Here is a 17,727-nt window from a genome sequence, read left to right as displayed (position 1 = left end):
TTATTTATTAATTAATTCATACACACGCGCCTTCTCATCGTTGAAGGTGACTAGTAAATACGGCTGGTTGTTTACGGTAATAATATTGAGATGGCGAGCTGATTTTTGAGAAAGATCAAGTCCCATATCATGCCCCAAAATTACATTATTTTTATTTTCTATCATAGCTCCTGAAAAAGAACCAAATCTGCCATGGTAGGGTTTTACTCCAAAATAATTTCCAGCTGCCAATACTTCTAAACTTCCGTCGTTATCAAAGTCGAAAGATAAAAAGGTAGTTACAGGGGCGTATTGAAGTTCTTTTTGAAAAGGATGAAATTTAAATTTACCATTGATGTTCTCCAAATACCCTGACCGCAGTTCGGTTATCTCAAAAAGCTTTGCCCTCTTTAAAGACTGACTATCCCAGATTTCCTCAATAGTCTTTCCTGCAAAAGAGTTATAATTATTATACTTCTTACGAATTTGAACCAACTGACTGGCTATACCATCTAGACTTTCAAGCGGATAGTATTTTTCATTTTTTGGAAGCGCCAAAACAGTTTCTGTATTTCCGTTTTCATCAAAGTCTGCATAATACATTTTTAATGGCCACTTGGAACTAGCCCGAAACTTGGAATTCTGTCCCCAATTCCCTAACAAATAGTCCTGATCTCCGTCTTCATCAATATCAAAAGCAATAATTGCCTGCCAAAGTCCATTAAGCTCTTCTTTTAAGGGCATGATTTGCTTAAAATTACCGCCATCATTTTTAAAAAACTTGGGAGACATCCATTCTCCTACTAAGATAAGATCGATATGTCCGTCCAGGTCAAAATCATCCCATATGGCGTCCGATATCATACCCGCATTGCGCACTTCTTCTTGCACATCTAATTCGAAATGGCCATTGTTATTCTTTAATAAGTACGAGCTGGGAATATTGCCGAAATCATTTGAAGTTCCCTGATTCCCAACAAAAAGATCAAGATCACCGTCCTGATCGTAGTCTGCGACCTTCACAACTGAGGCATTTTCGAAATAGTCTGGAAGATTAGCTTTTACAAATACACCTTTTTTTTGAAGGTAGTAACTGTCTAAAAGAGGTTTCATTTTATTATAAAAATCGGCCCCTCCAGTACCGACGAAAAGATCTGCTTCTCCATTTCCCGATAAATCGGCTATGACGGCTGTTAGATCTTCATTTATTGAATCCTGGGCAATTGGGCCTATTTTTTGTGTTACAAAACTACTGTCTTGTTGAACATATATTTTCGAAGGAGTATACTTAGAACTTCCAAAAAAGATATCTTCTTTCTTGTCTCCATTAATATCTCCAATGGCAACCGCCGGACCTCGATCAGAAAGTTTGTAAGGCATTAGTTTCTGCCTGTTAAAATCTATATAATTATCTTCTTTATGTACGTAGTCTATGCCAAGGTTATCCTTAACTTCTTTGAATATTCTATCTGATGATGGAGTGATGCCGAGATAGTTAAAGGGCCGGGAGTTCTGTGGGGAAATAACTATTTCCTGATTGGTAGAGATTTCTTTTAGCACTTGATAACTTCCATTTGGCCAAATTACTCTTAAAGAATCCACCATTTTATGCTCCCCATAGCCAAAATGGATAAGTGGTTCGGAAGAAGCCTGAAAACCTCTTGCCGTATATAGTTCTTTATATTGGAGCTTCCCTTGGTGATAGGAAAACACTTTGGTCCCAATTCCGTGGTTGTTTGGGGCTTTGTAGTTAAAAGTTATTTTGAGATAATTGCTTTGTTGGTTGGTTTGGTTCACATAAATCCGTGCAGGACTGTTTAAATTATTGGTAACTAAATCTAAGTCTCCATCATTGTCCAAGTCTCCTATCGCCGAAGCACCTGAAATTAGAGTGTCAGTAGAAATCCACGCCCCAGACATATCTTGAAACTGGAGGCTTTCACTTCCTTTAAAAATGTAGTTATGTGTCTTTCCAGAGGGCATTTTATCTAGGGCCTCTTGATCTACTAATTTGGTATTATTTATCTTTTTCTTTATTTGATCGTTCGATACAAAATTGATAAAATCCAAGTCGTTAGGCCTTTTAGGAATTCCATTGGCTATAAATAAATCTTGTTCTCCATCCTGATTAAAATCTCCAAAGAGACCACTCCAACTCCAGTCTGTTGCTGAAATACCACTGTAAAGAGCTATCTCGGCATAACTACTGCCAGGCCTATTAAGTTGCAGCATGTTTCTGGTAAACTGATAATGATAGCCAAAGATTTCGGTTTTCATTTTTTGTAACTGAACATTGTCATCTCCTTCTGAAGATTTTAGTACTACCTCGTCTTCAGGTAGCATATCTAGTGAAAGTATATCCGGATACCCGTCATGGTTAAGATCGGCAACATCATTCCCCATGGAAAACCTTGTGGTGTGCCCAAAATATTTCTTGGCTTCTTCTCTAAAGGTTCCATCTCCATTATTTAAATAATAGTAGTCATCTTCATGAAAATCGTTTCCTATATAAATATCAGGAGCTCCGTCTTGATTAAAATCGGAAATAGAAATTCCTAAACCATATCCATTGATGCCACCATAAATGCCAGCCTCTTCACTGACATCCACAAAAGTGTCTCCATCATTTCTCAAAAGTTTATCCCCAGTTTCGTAATTTCTTTTAAGGCGCAAGTCGGCCTTGTCAAAAGATTCCTGGGTATGTACGGCATGATTTAGTAAATAAATATCTAAATCGCCATCTAGGTCATAGTCCAAAAAGGCAGCCGAGGAACTATAAGAATCAAAGTCGAGTCCAAACTCAGAAGCACGCTCCGTAAACGTATTATCTCCGTTATTAATAAACAGTTCATTATAGCCGTGGAATCCATTTATTCCCACTACGGCACATACGTAAATGTCTAATAAACCATCGCCATTAACATCTCCCATTACAGCTCCGGTATTCCAACTACTATTTCCCTCTACCCCGGCTATTTCTGTTATGTCTTCAAATTGTAAACCTCCTTTGTTAAGATAAAGTTTATTTTTAACCGTATTTCCGGAGAAATAGATGTCTACTAAGCTATCATTATTAATGTCACCTATGGATACACCTCCTCCATTATAGTAGTATAAATAATCTAAAATGTTCAGCTCATCGGTTTCTGATAAGGTATTCTCAAAGGCAATACCTGTTTTTTCAGAAGAGGGGTTAGTGAATAGATCTCCTTCATTGGAAGTACATCCAAATACAAAGAAGGCACACAAGAGCACTAAAATACCCTTATCCACCAAACTCGAATATCTTCGGTTCTTTTTCATTAATTGCGGTAATTAGAAACTGTTGTCCGGTTTTGTCTTGAAACAAGCCAATATGTTTTATTTCTTCTCTAATAAAAAAACCTGAAGTATTGTAGTCTTTCCATTCAAAATCCATAGCACCATTCCCAAACAAAACGGTGCCATATGCAGCATCCAATCTGGAATATTGTGGTTTAAATTCAAAATTATTCCCTCCTAAGATAAGGTCTAAATGCCCATCCATATTAATATCTTTACAACTTATTCCACAAATACAAGAAAGTTGACTTCTAGGAGGAAGTAGCTTATAGGTAAAATTACCCAGTCCATCGTTTATGGCAATAATAGACTCTGAGATTCGGGCCTGTTTTACAATAGAATTTTTAATTACTTCTTGTGGAAAAAGCTCTTCTATGGTCTTTTTAGAATATTCAGAGGCTTTTAAATTCTGCTTTTTTAAGGCTACCATCTGATTTGTCAGATCCTTCTTTTGATGATGTGGATAGTCCTTTCCATCACGCTGCAGCGTAACTATTTGTTCAATAGTGCCATTATTGTCAAAATCATTAATCCACATTTTCATTGGACTTTCCATTTCCGGTTTGTAGTGAAGATTTCCACCCTGATTCCCCAACACTAAATCTAAATCTCCATCATTGTCCAGATCTGCCGTTTCAACAACGTTCCACCAACCTGATAAACTATCCAGGGAAGATTTATGGGCGATTAGCCTCCTTCCTGAATTATTAAATATTTTGGGGCTTCCCCAGTCGGTGGTAGTGATTAAATCACTTTTTCCATCTCCATTAATATCCGCCCATTGGGCACTAGTAATCATTCCTGTATTTCGAAGGTCGTAAGCATACCTCTCTGTACCGTTTTCAAAAGTTCCATCTCCATTATTAATTAGAAATAAGTGCTCCGGATCTACGCCATAAGTGCCAACAATACTTCTAGAACCAACAAATACATCGACGTCACCGTCGTTGTCGAAGTCTGAGGGTGCAATGACTGCTATGTTGGTAAATACTGAGGGGATTTTGTCTTCGGAAGCGGTGAATTTTCCTAATCCGTTATTAATATATAATCTGGCCCTATAGGTATTTTCACTTCCTACTTCGTTACCACCGGAACCCACCATTAAATCAAGATCTCCGTCGTTATCTGCGTCAAAAAATGCAGCAGCAGTGTCTTCATAGGAAGCATCATTTTCTAAGGCCTTTTGAATACTGGGTGCAATTTTGCCTTTTCCTTTATGTTTATAGATAATTCCTGGCTGATTCTTAGCTCCTCCAATAAATACATCTTCATTACCATCTCCGTCTATGTCGCCTATTGCCATAGCAGGTCCTTCCTGGGACAGTTGTCTATAAATAAGTCCTTCGTAATCAAAGTCGTTATAGGTATTTTCTAAATGACTAATAAGCTGGTTGTTTGGCAGCTCTTTTATCCAGGGCACAACCGTAATTTTGGAAGGTGGGACATAAATTTCACTCGCATTGGTTTGTTTTAAAGTTAACAACTGATTAGCATCCACATTCTTAAAAAGCTGTGTACGAGAGTCTGGCCAAATAACACGAAGAGAATCTATGACAGAGGTATTACCCAAGCCAATGGTCATTATATAGTCCATTGAAGATTGGAACCCTCTTGAAGGGATTAACTCCTGAAGCACTTCATTGTTTGGATAGTAAAGGCTTATTGAGGTGCCAACGGCAAATTTATTTTTCCCTTCTCCTTCAAATTTCAATTTTAAATAATTGTAGTCGTTGTAGGAGTTGGTATTATTCTCATATACAAAGGATTCCATATTTACGTTGTTAACTACAACATCTAAGTCGCCATCGTTATCTAAGTCTCCATAGGCCGCACCATTAGAAAGACTTGGAATCTCGAAGCCCCAAGACTTATTGGCGTTTTCAAAAGTCAAATCTCCGTTATTTTTATACGCATAGTTAGGTTGAGGTCTTACAGGCATTTTATTGATAATAGAATCTATAGACTCTTTCTTTCCGGTTAGGGCCATTTTCTGAATAATCTCATTGGCAAAGAAATCTACAAAATCAAGGTCGGTAAGGTCATGGTTTACGCCATTTGTAATATAAATATCTCGGAGACCATCATTGTCCATATCAAAAAGCAAACCTGCCCAGCTCCAGTCTGTTGCGTCAACTCCGCTAAAATATGCAATCTCAGAAAAGGACTCATTTCCATTATTCAGCTGTAGGGTGTTTTGAATGTACTGCTGGTAAAAATCTTTACTCTGTTTTAATTTAAAAACGTTATAGCCTTCGAATTCCATGACAGACTTTACCCTTTCGTCTAGCTCGGGTAGCATATCTGTAATAAAGATTTCGGAGTTCCCATCATTATTAATATCGGCCATATCAATTCCCATGGCCGACAAGGACAAATGGGATGTCCAATTCTTTATGTCTTCGGTAAAGGTGCCATTTTTGTTATTAATGTATAAATAATCTCTTTCATAAAAATCGTTAGAAACGTATATATCTGGGTACAAGTCTTTATTAATATCCGTTACCATTACCCCCAAACCAAAACCAATTAAACTACCATAAATGCCTGCTTCTTCACTAACGTCCACGTACTTACCGTTGTCGTTTCTCAATAGCATATCACCCACGCCTCGAAATATATCTGGTACGTTTTCCCAGTCCTGAGCTCTAACATCTCGCTGTTCCTCGTAACCTAAGCTACTTACAGGGATATTACTATTATTTAGAATATATGCATCTAGATCTCCGTCTTTATCGTAATCAAAAAAAGAAGCATGAGTAGAAAAACCTGTTTTCGCTAAATTGTATTCCGCTGCTTTCTCGGAAAACGTTAGATCACCATTGTTTATATAGAGATCGTTGTCATGGTTATTGCCTTCCATATTGCCGGCATTGCTGACGTAGATATCTAAAAACCCATCATTATTAATATCTACCATTACAACTCCAGTAGACCAGGGTTTGGAGCCTAAAACGCCTGCTGTTTTAGAGATGTCTTCAAAGACCATGTTGCCTTTGTTAAGGTACAGCCTATTTTCTACCATATTCCCAGTCAAATAAATGTCTGCCATGCCATCATTATTTATATCACCAATGGCTACCCCTCCACCGTTGTAGAAGTTCCTGTATTTAAAGATGTTAAAGTTCTTCTGATTTTCAACCTTATTAATAAAGTTGATATTGGTTGAGTTAGACGTTAGTAATGTAAATAAGGTTTTTTCTGTTGCCTCAGCCAGTTCCTCATTTTTCTTGTCCAGAGTACAAGACCAAAAAAACAAAAGAATAAGAGTAGGATAAAGTATTTTTTTTATTGCAGATTGTGACATAATAATTTAATCTTTAATATTTTGACAGAAAAATAGGAGAGTATCTATTAATACTCTTGCTGTTTCAGTTTTCTATTATGTTTATAGATTTATTATTTCTGGTAGTTCCCGTGACAGATATTATTGAAATTTCTTAGCGAAAAATCCACCGTTTTTGTCTCCATGCAAAAATACACGATGTTGTGCATCCATCCTATCCAATTCAGTGCAAATTCGCCACAGAACTTAACAATTAACATATCTGTAGATTCGTCTTTCTTTGAAATTATGATTCATAAAGAATCCGTTTTGGAATCAAGTAAAATGAAATTCGATGAATCAGAAAATCTTTGTAGTAAGGGCTACTCTAGACGTATTCAATATTTTTTAAAATTAGAGAAAATTAATTCCAGAAAAGAGCATAAAGCATGGCTATGATAATCATCACGGCAAAGGCTCCAATATTGAATAGCGGACTAGTTTTAAAAAGCCCTTTAGTAATCGGAATCCCTTTAGGATCATCTTCACCTTTGTTCTGTGATAAGCTAACAATGGCAATAACACCCATGGTTAGTAGTGTTGTGTACCCCATTTGATCTAGAAAGGGAACATCTACAAAGAAGGCATTGGTAGACCATCCATTAGGAGCTACCTTGAAATATAGAGCAATTGGAATGGATACAAGGGCACCAATAATTGCTGCTTTATTCGTCGTCTTCTTCCAGAATAATCCCAGCATAAATACAGCTAATATTCCGGGGCTAACCAAACCTGTGTATTCCTGAATAAATTGAAAGGCCTGGTCTATACCGCCTAATAAAGGAGCCATAATACCTGCTATGACTAGGGCAACAGCCGCAGAAAGTCTTCCAACATTTACAGTAGCCTTATCCGAGGCATTTTTGTTAATATACTGTCTGTATATATCCATAGTAAAAATAGTAGAGGTAGAATTTAACATGGAGGCTAAGGAGGAAACAATGGCTGCAGCTAAGGCGGCGAATGCTACTCCTTTTAGACCGGTAGGTAAAAATTGTAATAGCCATGGATAAGCCTTATCTGCCTGTCCTATTGACGGAGGATTGTTTGTTCCCATTTCTCCAAGGCTTCCAAGTATGGAAGGGTCATTAATCATTACGTAGGCCGCAATTCCTGGAACAACAACAATAACCGGAATTATCAATTTAAGAACGGCTGCCATAAGAATACCTTTTTGGGATTCTCTGAGCGATTTAGCGGCCAAGGTTCTTTGAATTATGTATTGATTAAAACCCCAGTAATAAAGATTTGCGACCCAAAGCCCTCCTACAAGGACTCCAATTCCGGGGAGGTTTTTATATTCCGGATTAGATTCATCTAAAATCATGGCAAACTTTTCTGGTACGGCGTCGAAGACAATTTGCATTCCAGACATGACCCCTTCCCCGCCTGAAACGGTGTTAAGCGCTAGGTAAGTAGTTACCAGTCCGCCAAGAACTAAGAAAATTACCTGAATTACATCTGTCCATGCAACTGCGGATAATCCACCGTAAAGAGAATAGGCTGCGGCAAAAAGAGACAACCCAATAACGCCATAGATCATAGGAATTCCCATTATTGTTTCCAATGCTAGAGAGCCTAGGTAGAGTACGGAGGCAAGATTGACAAACACATAAAGTGCAATCCAAAAAACAGCCAAAATAGTTTTCAAATTGGTAGAATATCTTTTTTCTACAAATTCTGGAATCGTATAAAGTCCTTTCTCGATGAAAATGGGAAGGAAATATTTTCCTACGATAATTAGGGTAATGGCCGCCATCCATTCATAAGAGGCAATTGCCAAACCAACGGCAAAACCAGAACCAGACATCCCTATGAACTGTTCCGCAGAAATATTGGCAGCTATTAGCGATGCGCCTATTGCCCACCATGGCAATGATTTGCTCGCAAGAAAGTAGTCTTCGGCATTTTTTTGATGTCCTTTTTTGTCTCTAGAGACATATAAACCCACTCCTAAAATTAAGATGGCGTAGGCAATAAAAATAAAATAATCCCAAAATTCGAATGAAGAAGTCATAGTTAGTCTAGTTGGTTATTTAGTAATGGTTTTGAACAAGGTAAATAAAATCTTTTTAAGACTTATAATAGCCTTGCTTTAATTAGATGTTAAGTTCTTATATGTATTGATTTATTATATTTTCAAATAATTCCTGCTTGCCACTTTGTAATGGTATTTCGCCATTTATCTTGGCAATATCATATAAGTCATTTAAATCTAATTTCCCTTCTTCAAATTCTAATCCTTTACCAGTATCAAAAGAAGCGTAACGTTTCTCTCTTAGACTAGTGTATGGGGAAGAAGTCAGAATTTTGTCGGCAATTAAAAGGCCCCGGGCAAAAGTGTCAGCACCTCCAATATGGGCATAGAAAACATCGGCTAAATCGGTAGAATTTCTTCTTATTTTTGCATCAAAATTAATCCCACCTCCTTGGAGACCTCCGGCTTGTAAAAAAGTTATCATTGCTTCTGTTACTTCCGTGATATTATTAGGAAATTGATCTGTATCCCAACCGTTTTGATAATCTCCCCGATTGGCATCAATACTTCCCAACATTCCGTTGGCAGCAGCAACCTCCATTTCGTGCTGCATGGTATGATTTGCCAGGGTGGCATGATTCACTTCCAGATTTAGTTTAAAATCGTCTTGTAAGCCATATTGATTTAAGAACCCAACAACGGTTGCGGCATCAAAATCGTATTGATGTTTCATTGGTTCCATTGGTTTTGGTTCGATAAAGAAAGTACCTTTGAATCCTTTTTTTCTCGCATAGTCTCGTGCCGTGGCAAGAAAACGGCCCATATGATCAAGCTCTCTTTTTATGTTGGTATTTAAGAGTGACATGTAGCCCTCTCTTCCTCCCCAAAAGACGTAGTTCTCCCCATTTAGAGCAATAGTGGCATCTAAGGCTAGTTTTACTTGGCCTCCAGCTCTGGCTAATACATTAAAATCAGGGTTGGTAGCGGCACCGTTCATATACCTAGCGTTAGAAAAGCAGTTTGCTGTACCCCAGAGTAATTTTACTTTTGAGGCCTTCATCTTGTCTTTTAAATAGTCTACTATGGTATGAAGTCTGCTCTCTGATTCGGAGAAGCTCTCTGCCTCTCTCACCAAGTCATAGTCGTGAAAACAGTAGTAATCAAAACCCATTTTGGTAATAAATTCAAAAGCTGCGTCGGCCTTTGCCTTTGCCGCATCAATTGGGTCAGAATGTCTGTCCCAAGGAAAATCTTGTGTGCCTGGCCCAAAGGGATCAGCTCCAACACCACAGAATGTATGCCAATAGGCTACGGCAAACTTTAAATGTTCTCGCATAGTTTTACCTGCAACTAGCTGATCGGGATTATAGTATTTAAAAGCTAAAGGGTTGTCAGATTCTTTACCTTCATAACGGATTTCGCCTATACCTTTATAGTATTCTCTATTACCAATTAATGCCATTTTATTTGTTGTTTAAAGTTGTTTCAAGTTCATTTTTCCAAATTCGATAAGCTTTTCTATAGGCCTCTTTATCAGCAGATGGACTATAGGTCATGACATAGTCATTATTTATAATTTGCTTTCCAAAACTATCAAAATCACCATTTACCAATTCACAAGCTCTGGCAGCGCCAATAGCTCCTGTGGTATTATAAATTTCAATTTCAAAGTCGATTAAGGTAGCAATAGTATTAGAAAAAATAGAGGATCTAAATAAATTATCGTTTCCTGCTCTTATCACGGAAGGACGAACCCCATCGGATTTTAGAATTTCCATGCCGTATACGAAAGAAAAGGCTATACCCTCTAAAGCTGCTCTGCACAAATGTCCTTTTGAGTGCTTATTGAGATTAATATTTCCCATTACAGCGCCAATATTTTTATTCTCTAGCATACGTTCCGGACCGTTTCCAAAGGGTAGTATAGTAACTCCGCCAGATCCTATAGGAATACTTTCTGCCAAATCGTTCATCTCTTCATAAGAATTTACCTGAAGATTATTCAGTAACCAACGGTACATTATTCCGGAGCCATTAACACATAAAAGCTTGCCTATTGAGGTTTGGTTTTCAGAAAAGTTTACATGTGCAAAGTTATTAACTCTTGAACTTTCTTTAACGGATAGGTTATTGGTAACTGCATAGATAACACCAGAGGTGCCACCAGTAGCCGCAATTTCTCCAGGATTAAATACATTGAGCGAAAGGGCATTGTTGGGTTGGTCACCCGCCCTATAGACAATGGGAGTTCCCTCGGACAGGCCAGTTGCTTCCGCTGCTCCTTTTGTAACAGTTCCCTGAATTGAAAAAGTGGGTAGAATTTCCGCTAGTAGAGACTTGTCTATTTGGTAATAGTCTAATAACCATTGTGCAATTTCTCCTTCTTTAAAATCCCAGTAAATACCCTCAGATAAACCAGAAATGGTTGTAACGCATTTACCACTTAGTTTATAGGCAATAAATTCACCGGGAAGCATTGCCTTGTATATTTTGGAATATAGTTCTGGTTCGTTTTCTTTAACCCATCTCAGCTTTGAGGCCGTGAAATTAGCTGGTGAATTTAAGAGGTGTTCAGAACATTTTTGTTCTCCCAGCTTTTCAAAAGCCTCATTTCCGATAGAAACGGCTCTGCCATCACACCAAATAATGGAATCTCTTAAAGGTTTCCCTTCATTGTCTACAATAACAAGACCATGCATTTGATAAGAAATCCCTATGCCCTTTATTTCTGAGGCATTAGTTTTTGTTTCTTTTAGTATTCTTTTTGTAGCATTACATATATGATACCACCAGTCTTCGGGATTCTGTTCTGCCCAGTTATTTTCTAAGGCCAGCATTTCCATTTCTTTTTTAGGCTCACTTACAACGGCAATACGCTCACCCGTGGTACAAGATACAAGTGCAACTTTGATAGAAGAGCTGCCAAGATCATAACCCAAATTATACATGCTTTTAGTTTTGTTTGTACGTGGTAAGATATTGCTTTTGGTTCTATGTGGCAAGGAACCATAAAAAAAACCCTGATCATTACAATCAGGGTTCTTTTATCAACTTAAACTTTATTTATTAATATCCAGGATTCTGTACAAGGTTAGGATTTGCAAGAACATCTGCTATTGGTATAGGGAAAATCTCCCTATTGGCGTCGCTAGCTTCTTTAAGGTTCCAGGCTCTCAGGTATTGGCCAAACCTAATTAAATCTTGTCTTCTTGTAACCTCTGCATACATTTCTCTACCTCTTTCGGCTAGTAAATCAGCTTCAGTTACAGAGGCTAAACTAGATGCACCTCTGACTGTTCTTAAAGTATTGATCATAGCGGTTACATCGGTACCCATTCTGAACATAGCTTCTGCTTTCATTAAATAAGCGTCACCATATCTATAATTCACAATGTGCAATCTTCTGTCACCACCATCTTCGTTGGGATGATATTTGAACATTCTGGTACCATCTGTTTCCAATACGGCATCATCTGCCGGAGACGAATATTCAGCCTTGGTTACTTCTTTGGTAAATACTAAAGGAACAGCACCAACATTAGATCTTGCAGTTAATGGAGCACCATTTTCGTCATATTGTTGTCCGATTAAGAATCCATAACCAATCCCCAGATTAATTTCATCTACAGTGGAAGGATCAGGAACAAAACCTCTACGCTCCTCCTGACCATCGCCCTGGTAATTGGTATCTGGGTTACCCTCGAATAACTGGTAGAATTCGGAAAGTGTAGTAAACCCATTCCAGCCACCTCCAGTATTACTCGGAGTATTTAGGTTATAGTGTAATGTAGGCCAAATTCTAGGACCAGCATCTGCTGGGGACCACCAAATTGTTTCAACATCGTTACTTGGTCTAAAAATATCAAAAAAGTCTCCTGATGCTGCAAGTTGGTAGCCATCAGCTTCTATGGCATTAACTGCGTTAATAACCACTTGCATATCGGCATTATCAGGACTTGTGCCTAAATAAACGTGCTTGTTTAAATGTAACTTAGCCAACAAATGATTTGCGGCAGCCTTTGTAGGGGACGACTTTAAATCAATACCGTTACTGGAGGTCACAGTTGGAAGATCTCTGATGGCAATATTTAAATCGGCCACAATACTGTCTATTGCAACTTGTCCGGTAAGTACAGAAGGAATTTCACTGTTTGGTGCATCTACATTTCTGTATGGAACTTGTCTCCACATATCGAGTATCCAAGTCATCGCCCAAGCCCTGTAAAATCTAGCCTGTGCCTTTTCCGTTACTAAATCTCCCTCAGTATTGGTACTTTGAGGATTAATTACACGTGTAGCGTTTATTGTAACACTATTTAGTTCTTGCCAACAAAAACGTATATCCTGTAAATCTGCATCCCAAGAATGCCTGTGAATGGCCAGCCATCTACCATTGTCACCCCAATCAGTTCCTCTGGTGGCTACCACGTATTCATCCGTTGAGACTTCGTTTAAAGCAAAGAGACCGTCTTGACTCGCCAGGTTACCTCTGGCTATAATATTGGAAAGATTTTCAACCTCACTTTCAACATTGGCAACACCTGCAAAACCCTCAGTTATTAAAGAATCTGTCGGTTCTATCTCCAAATCTGTACATGAAAATGTAAAGACTAAGAGCAGGGTTAAACATAAATAACTTATAATTTTTTTCATAATACTATTTTTTATTTTTTAAAATGTAACATTTACTCCAAGGGTAACCGTTATCGGTCTTGGGTAGGATAGATAATCTATTGAAGCAGACGGTAATCCATTTAAGGGGATATCAGTAGTACTAACTTCTGGATCTAAACCACTATACCCTGTTATTAAAAACAAGTTTTGTCCGGCAAGACTTAAGCGCATACTATCTAAAGCACCATCTCCAGATAATGGTACATTATAGCCTACTGATGCTGTTTGAAGTCTTACAAAATCTCCTTTTTCTAAAAAGTATGTACTAGGGTTGGTAGCCGATAAAACAACGTTGGCGTCCATAACACTCTTTAAATTATTTCTACTTCCAATTTGAGGGGAAGCAAACAAGGCATTTGCAGTGTTGTTATATACATAAAAGCCATATTGACCGGCAAAGTATAAAGATGCATCCCAGTTCTTATAACTTACACTTGTGTTTAATCCTGAGACAACCTTAGGTAATCCCGATTCTTCAAGAATGGAAGGATTTGTATCCACTTGGAAGTTCTCATCCACCTGACGTAAATTGTAAGTGTATAAAGGTCTTCCATTTGTTAAAACTTGTGATGTACTTCCTGAAAGCCCTTGACCGTAAAGGTTACCTGCTTGTATGTCCGGACCATCATAATTCGTAAGCTCATTGTTGTTATAAGAGATGTTAGCATTAATATTCCAGTTCCAATCCTCAGTAACTATGGCATCCCAGTTTAGACCTAATTCTATCCCTTGATTTATAATCTTACCATCCACGTTTTGAAAAACGAAAGGAACAGTTGCCGGTTGTACAGCTGGTAAGTTTAGGAGGATATCAGTAGTTTCTTTTCTATATAGATCCACACTGGCAGTAAAACGGTCATAATTGAAACCTAAGTCAATACCAAAACCATATTGTGCGGTTTCTTCCCATTTAAGGTCTGGGTTAGCAAATGCCACTTCTTCAGTAGCCGGAGCTGATAACTGCGAATTAGCTGCAATTTCTAAATCACTCCATCTTGTTCTATTCACATATTGGCCATAACCTAAACCATCTTGATTACCAGTAATACCCCAACTCACTCTTAGCTTAAAGGTAGAAAAAACGTCTTCGTTGATAAAATCTTCCTGATTTAACTTCCATGCGAATGCTGCAGAAGGAAAGACACCATATTTATTGTTACCACCAAATTTTGAAGACCCATCAGCTCTAACAGTAGCAGTAAATAAATACTTATCATATAGGCTGTAATTTACTCTTCCGAAAAACGATTGTAATTCATCAGTAAAATCAAAGGTGTCTACAGACAGAGCAGTGGTACGAACACTTGGTAAGGCGCCTACCGTTTGGTTAACACTTGGATTCAATCCTAAGGATATAAATTGAGGCCCAGCAGCTGGGTCGTTTTGAAAAGTACCGATTCCATAACCTTGATAGTTAGACGCAAGATTTCGTGTTTCATTGTAAGTTTCTTCCGTAATCCGCTGAATTCCATTAAGGTCAGTGGCAGGAATACCTTGGGCTAATATATTTTGACCTTTTCTTCTAAAATCCTGAAAAGAATAACCTACTAAGGCATCTAGTGTAGAATTGTCAAAGTTCTTTTTGTAGTTTATAGTTAGTTCTAATAACTTACTTTGTGCATCTAAGTTACTTACTGCGGCTCTACCATTATCCTGTGCTCCGTTGTCGATACCCAGAATTTGAGGACCGGCTACCTGACCTCTTGTTGAGCTTGAAGTATCATACCCAAAATTTGCCTTGGCCGAAAGTTCTTCTGTAATGGCATAATCTAGTGCTAAGTTTCCTAGAAACCTTGTTGTTCCTGTATTGTCATCATAATAGGCTAACAAGTTTGCGGGATTTCTATCAGGGTCGGCACCAATATTTGCATTTGCAGCAAGGGTAGGATTAGAATAATAAGCAGCTGCCAACAAATCTCCAGTACTTCCTGAGGTTCTACTTATAAAAGGAGCCTGGTCATTTGTCCTTGAGATAGTTCCTTGAAGGTTTACTTTTAACCTATTGTCAAAAAATCTATGGTTGGCGTTAATTCTACCAGTCATTCTTTCAAAATCTGTATTCTCGATAATACCAAATTGTTTCGAATACCCCACAGTAGCCCTTACATTTCCTTTTCCATAGTTTTGAGAGTAAGACAAATTGTTATCCGTAGAAACGGCAGTCCTGAAAATAAAATCTTGCCAGTCTGTGGCACCGCCTAAATTATTACCACCTCTTTCTATAAATTCTTCCGTAGTTAAGAGGTCATAAGTCTTCGCAGGGGAAGAGATACTTAGGTTAGTAGAGAACCCCCATTGACCTTGAGTTCCCCCGGCTTTTCCTGATTTAGTTGTTATTACAACAACCCCGTTAGCACCTCTTGACCCATAAATTGCAGTAGCAGACGCATCTTTTAGAACACTCATGCTTTCAATATCATTCGGGTTTAAAAAGTTTAATGGGTTTTTAGCGCCACTGGTACCAGTACCTAAATCTGCTCCTTCAGCAGAAACATCTTCATTTGAAACAGGTACACCATCAATAACGAATAAGGGACTGTTGTTTCCTCTAACAGAACCAGTACCTCTAATTCTTAGTGTAATTCCTGCACCAGGTTCACCACTTGCCTGTGTAACTTGTACACCAGCGGTCTTACCTTGGATTAACTGTTCAGGTGAGGAAATAATACCTTGTTGAAAATCTTCCGAAGAAACAGATGCCACGGCACCAGTTGCATCCTTTACTGTAGTAGTACCATAACCTATGATTACTACTTCATCCAAGGCTTCAGCATCTTCCTCTAGAACTACATTAATTGAGGATTGGCCACTTACGGCAACTTCCTGCGATTTGTAGCCAATGTAGCTAAAAACAATAGTAGCGGCATCATCTACGTTGTTCAAGGTAAAATTACCATCAAAATCGGTTTGTGTACCATTAGTAGTTCCCTTAACTACAACACTAGCTCCTGGCAAGGGGCCGCTAGCATCAGAAACAGTACCAGATACTTCTTGAGCTTCAACTAGTCCAAAGCATAAAATTGCTCCAACTAATAAAAAGCCTTTTAGTAGCGTCTTCTTCATATAAAGTTAAATTTAAGTTTAGTTTTTTTTACTATAAAGAGTAAACCTATGTAAAATAATTGTTAAAATCTTTATAAAGATATAATGCGCCTTCACGAAAACGGTTTCGTGTTAATAACTTTTGTAAATTATTGGACTAACAAAACACAATTGGCAAAATTATGTTATTACTATTTTAAAGGTATATTCTTTATTAATTTCGAAACAAAGATAGTTTTTTTTTGTTTACGAGAATAATTTGTGATAAGACACAGATACTTTAAATTAGGCAGTAATGTTAAATTTAGGTGAAATATAATTTGAGTTATTATTCCCTATCTTAACCTTTTAGAAAACCCAACTTAGCATTTTGAAAAAGAAAATTACACTAAAACAAATAGCAAGAGAATTGGATGTCTCAATTTCAACGGTTTCAAAATCGCTTAAAAATAGCGATGAAATTAGTGTTGAAACCAAGGAAAGGATAAAGGCATTTGCTAAGTTTTATAATTATAAACCAAATAACATTGCGCTGAGCTTAAAAAATAAGCGAACCAAGAATATTGGTGTCATAATTCCCGACATTGTCCATCACTTTTTCACCACTGTATTTAGGGGAATTGAGCAGTACGCAGATACAAAGGGATATAATGTTATCGCCTGTGTTTCGGATGAGTCTTTTGATAAGGAGGTAATTAACATGGAAATGTTAGCCAATGGGAGTATTGACGGTTTTATAATGGCACTTTCTGCAGAAACCCAGCTAAAGAATGACTACCATCATATAAAGGAGGTTATTGATCAAGGAATGCCTTTAGTGCTTTTCGATAGGGTGACCGATGACGTAATATGTGATAAAGTTGTTATAAATGATTTTGAGGCGGCCTATATGGCAGTTGAGAAGTTAATAAAAGATGGTAGAAAGAATATTGCATTGGTTACCACTGAAACCTATTTGAATGTAAGTGAAAAAAGGGCCCAAGGTTATTACAGAGCATTGAAAGATTATAATTTACCACTTGATAAAAATTTGGTTCTTAGACTTCCTTTTCAGTATGAAGATGAATCCATTAGTGAAAACTTTTTTAGGACACAAAAGATGGATGCCGTACTTTGCGTGAATGAAATTTTTGCAGTACGTTGCATGCGTTTAGCTCAGAAAAATGGATTAAGTATTCCTGAAGATGTTGCATTTATTGGTTTTACCGATGGTATACTATCCAGATTAGCAAACCCTGCGCTGACCTCAGTGGCACAGCATGGAGAGAAAATGGGAGCTGTAGCTGCCAAAATGTTAATCGATAAAATTGAAAATGAAAACCTTGTGGAAGAAGAAATTTTTAGAACGGAAGTGCTTGAGTCTACATTAATTGAAAGGGAAACTACCAATAATTAATTTCAAAGATATTTA

The 17,727-nt window shown here is 37.7% G+C and carries 8 protein-coding genes; 1 reads left to right on the top strand and 7 read right to left on the bottom strand.

All coding sequences use genetic code 11. The features are described from left to right. From PXG98_RS01420 to PXG98_RS01390, 7 genes are all read right to left on the bottom strand, one after another. On the bottom strand, positions 1-3,282 hold the full coding sequence (locus PXG98_RS01420; RefSeq protein WP_276388613.1) for a VCBS repeat-containing protein: 3,282 nt from the start codon (positions 3,280-3,282) through the stop codon (positions 1-3). Continuing rightward, a complete protein-coding gene (locus PXG98_RS01415) occupies positions 3,245-6,604 on the bottom strand; it encodes a VCBS repeat-containing protein (protein WP_276388612.1) in 3,360 nt (1,119 codons plus the stop codon). Before PXG98_RS01415 ends, PXG98_RS01420 begins: the two co-directional genes overlap by 38 nt. 382 nt (positions 6,605-6,986) lie before the next feature. Continuing rightward, entirely contained in the window at positions 6,987-8,639 is a 1,653-nt protein-coding gene (locus PXG98_RS01410) for a sodium/sugar symporter (RefSeq protein WP_276388611.1), read from the bottom strand. 97 nt (positions 8,640-8,736) lie between these two features. Then, on the bottom strand, positions 8,737-10,062 hold the full coding sequence (xylA, locus tag PXG98_RS01405) for a xylose isomerase (protein ID WP_276388610.1): 1,326 nt from the start codon (positions 10,060-10,062) through the stop codon (positions 8,737-8,739). A gap of 1 nt (position 10,063) precedes the next feature. Beyond that, a complete protein-coding gene (locus tag PXG98_RS01400) occupies positions 10,064-11,548 on the bottom strand; it encodes a xylulokinase (protein ID WP_276388609.1) in 1,485 nt (494 codons plus the stop codon). A 118-nt stretch (positions 11,549-11,666) separates the two neighbouring features. Then, a complete protein-coding gene (locus PXG98_RS01395; protein WP_276388608.1) occupies positions 11,667-13,253 on the bottom strand; it encodes a RagB/SusD family nutrient uptake outer membrane protein in 1,587 nt (528 codons plus the stop codon). Positions 13,254-13,271: 18 nt separating this feature from the next. Continuing rightward, positions 13,272-16,337, bottom strand: a complete 3,066-nt coding sequence (locus PXG98_RS01390) for a SusC/RagA family TonB-linked outer membrane protein (protein WP_276388606.1) — start codon at positions 16,335-16,337, stop codon at positions 13,272-13,274. A gap of 349 nt (positions 16,338-16,686) precedes the next feature. On the opposite strand from PXG98_RS01390, the gene PXG98_RS01385 reads away from it, so the two are divergent. Next, positions 16,687-17,712 carry a LacI family DNA-binding transcriptional regulator gene (locus PXG98_RS01385; RefSeq protein WP_276388605.1) on the top strand — a complete coding sequence of 342 codons (1,026 nt, stop codon included), beginning with the start codon at positions 16,687-16,689 and terminating at the stop codon, positions 17,710-17,712. Positions 17,713-17,727 lie beyond the last annotated feature (15 nt).

Source organism: Eudoraea chungangensis, assembly GCF_029360665.1.
Taxonomy (GTDB): Bacteria; Bacteroidota; Bacteroidia; order Flavobacteriales; family Flavobacteriaceae; genus Eudoraea; species Eudoraea chungangensis.
This window is presented reverse-complemented; position numbering and strand designations above follow the sequence as displayed.

Bases quoted from the DNA above. Each gene is read 5' to 3' on its own strand.
- PXG98_RS01415 (WP_276388612.1), bottom strand. From the start codon at position 6,604: ATGTCACAATCTGCAATAAAAAAAATACTTTATCCTACTCTTATTCTT.
- PXG98_RS01400 (WP_276388609.1), bottom strand. From the start codon at position 11,548: ATGTATAATTTGGGTTATGATCTTGGCAGCTCTTCTATCAAAGTTGCA.
- PXG98_RS01390 (WP_276388606.1), bottom strand. From the start codon at position 16,337: ATGAAGAAGACGCTACTAAAAGGCTTTTTATTAGTTGGAGCAATTTTA.
- PXG98_RS01395 (WP_276388608.1), bottom strand. From the start codon at position 13,253: ATGAAAAAAATTATAAGTTATTTATGTTTAACCCTGCTCTTAGTCTTT.
- PXG98_RS01420 (WP_276388613.1), bottom strand. From the start codon at position 3,282: ATGAAAAAGAACCGAAGATATTCGAGTTTGGTGGATAAGGGTATTTTA.
- xylA (WP_276388610.1), bottom strand. From the start codon at position 10,062: ATGGCATTAATTGGTAATAGAGAATACTATAAAGGTATAGGCGAAATC.
- PXG98_RS01410 (WP_276388611.1), bottom strand. From the start codon at position 8,639: ATGACTTCTTCATTCGAATTTTGGGATTATTTTATTTTTATTGCCTAC.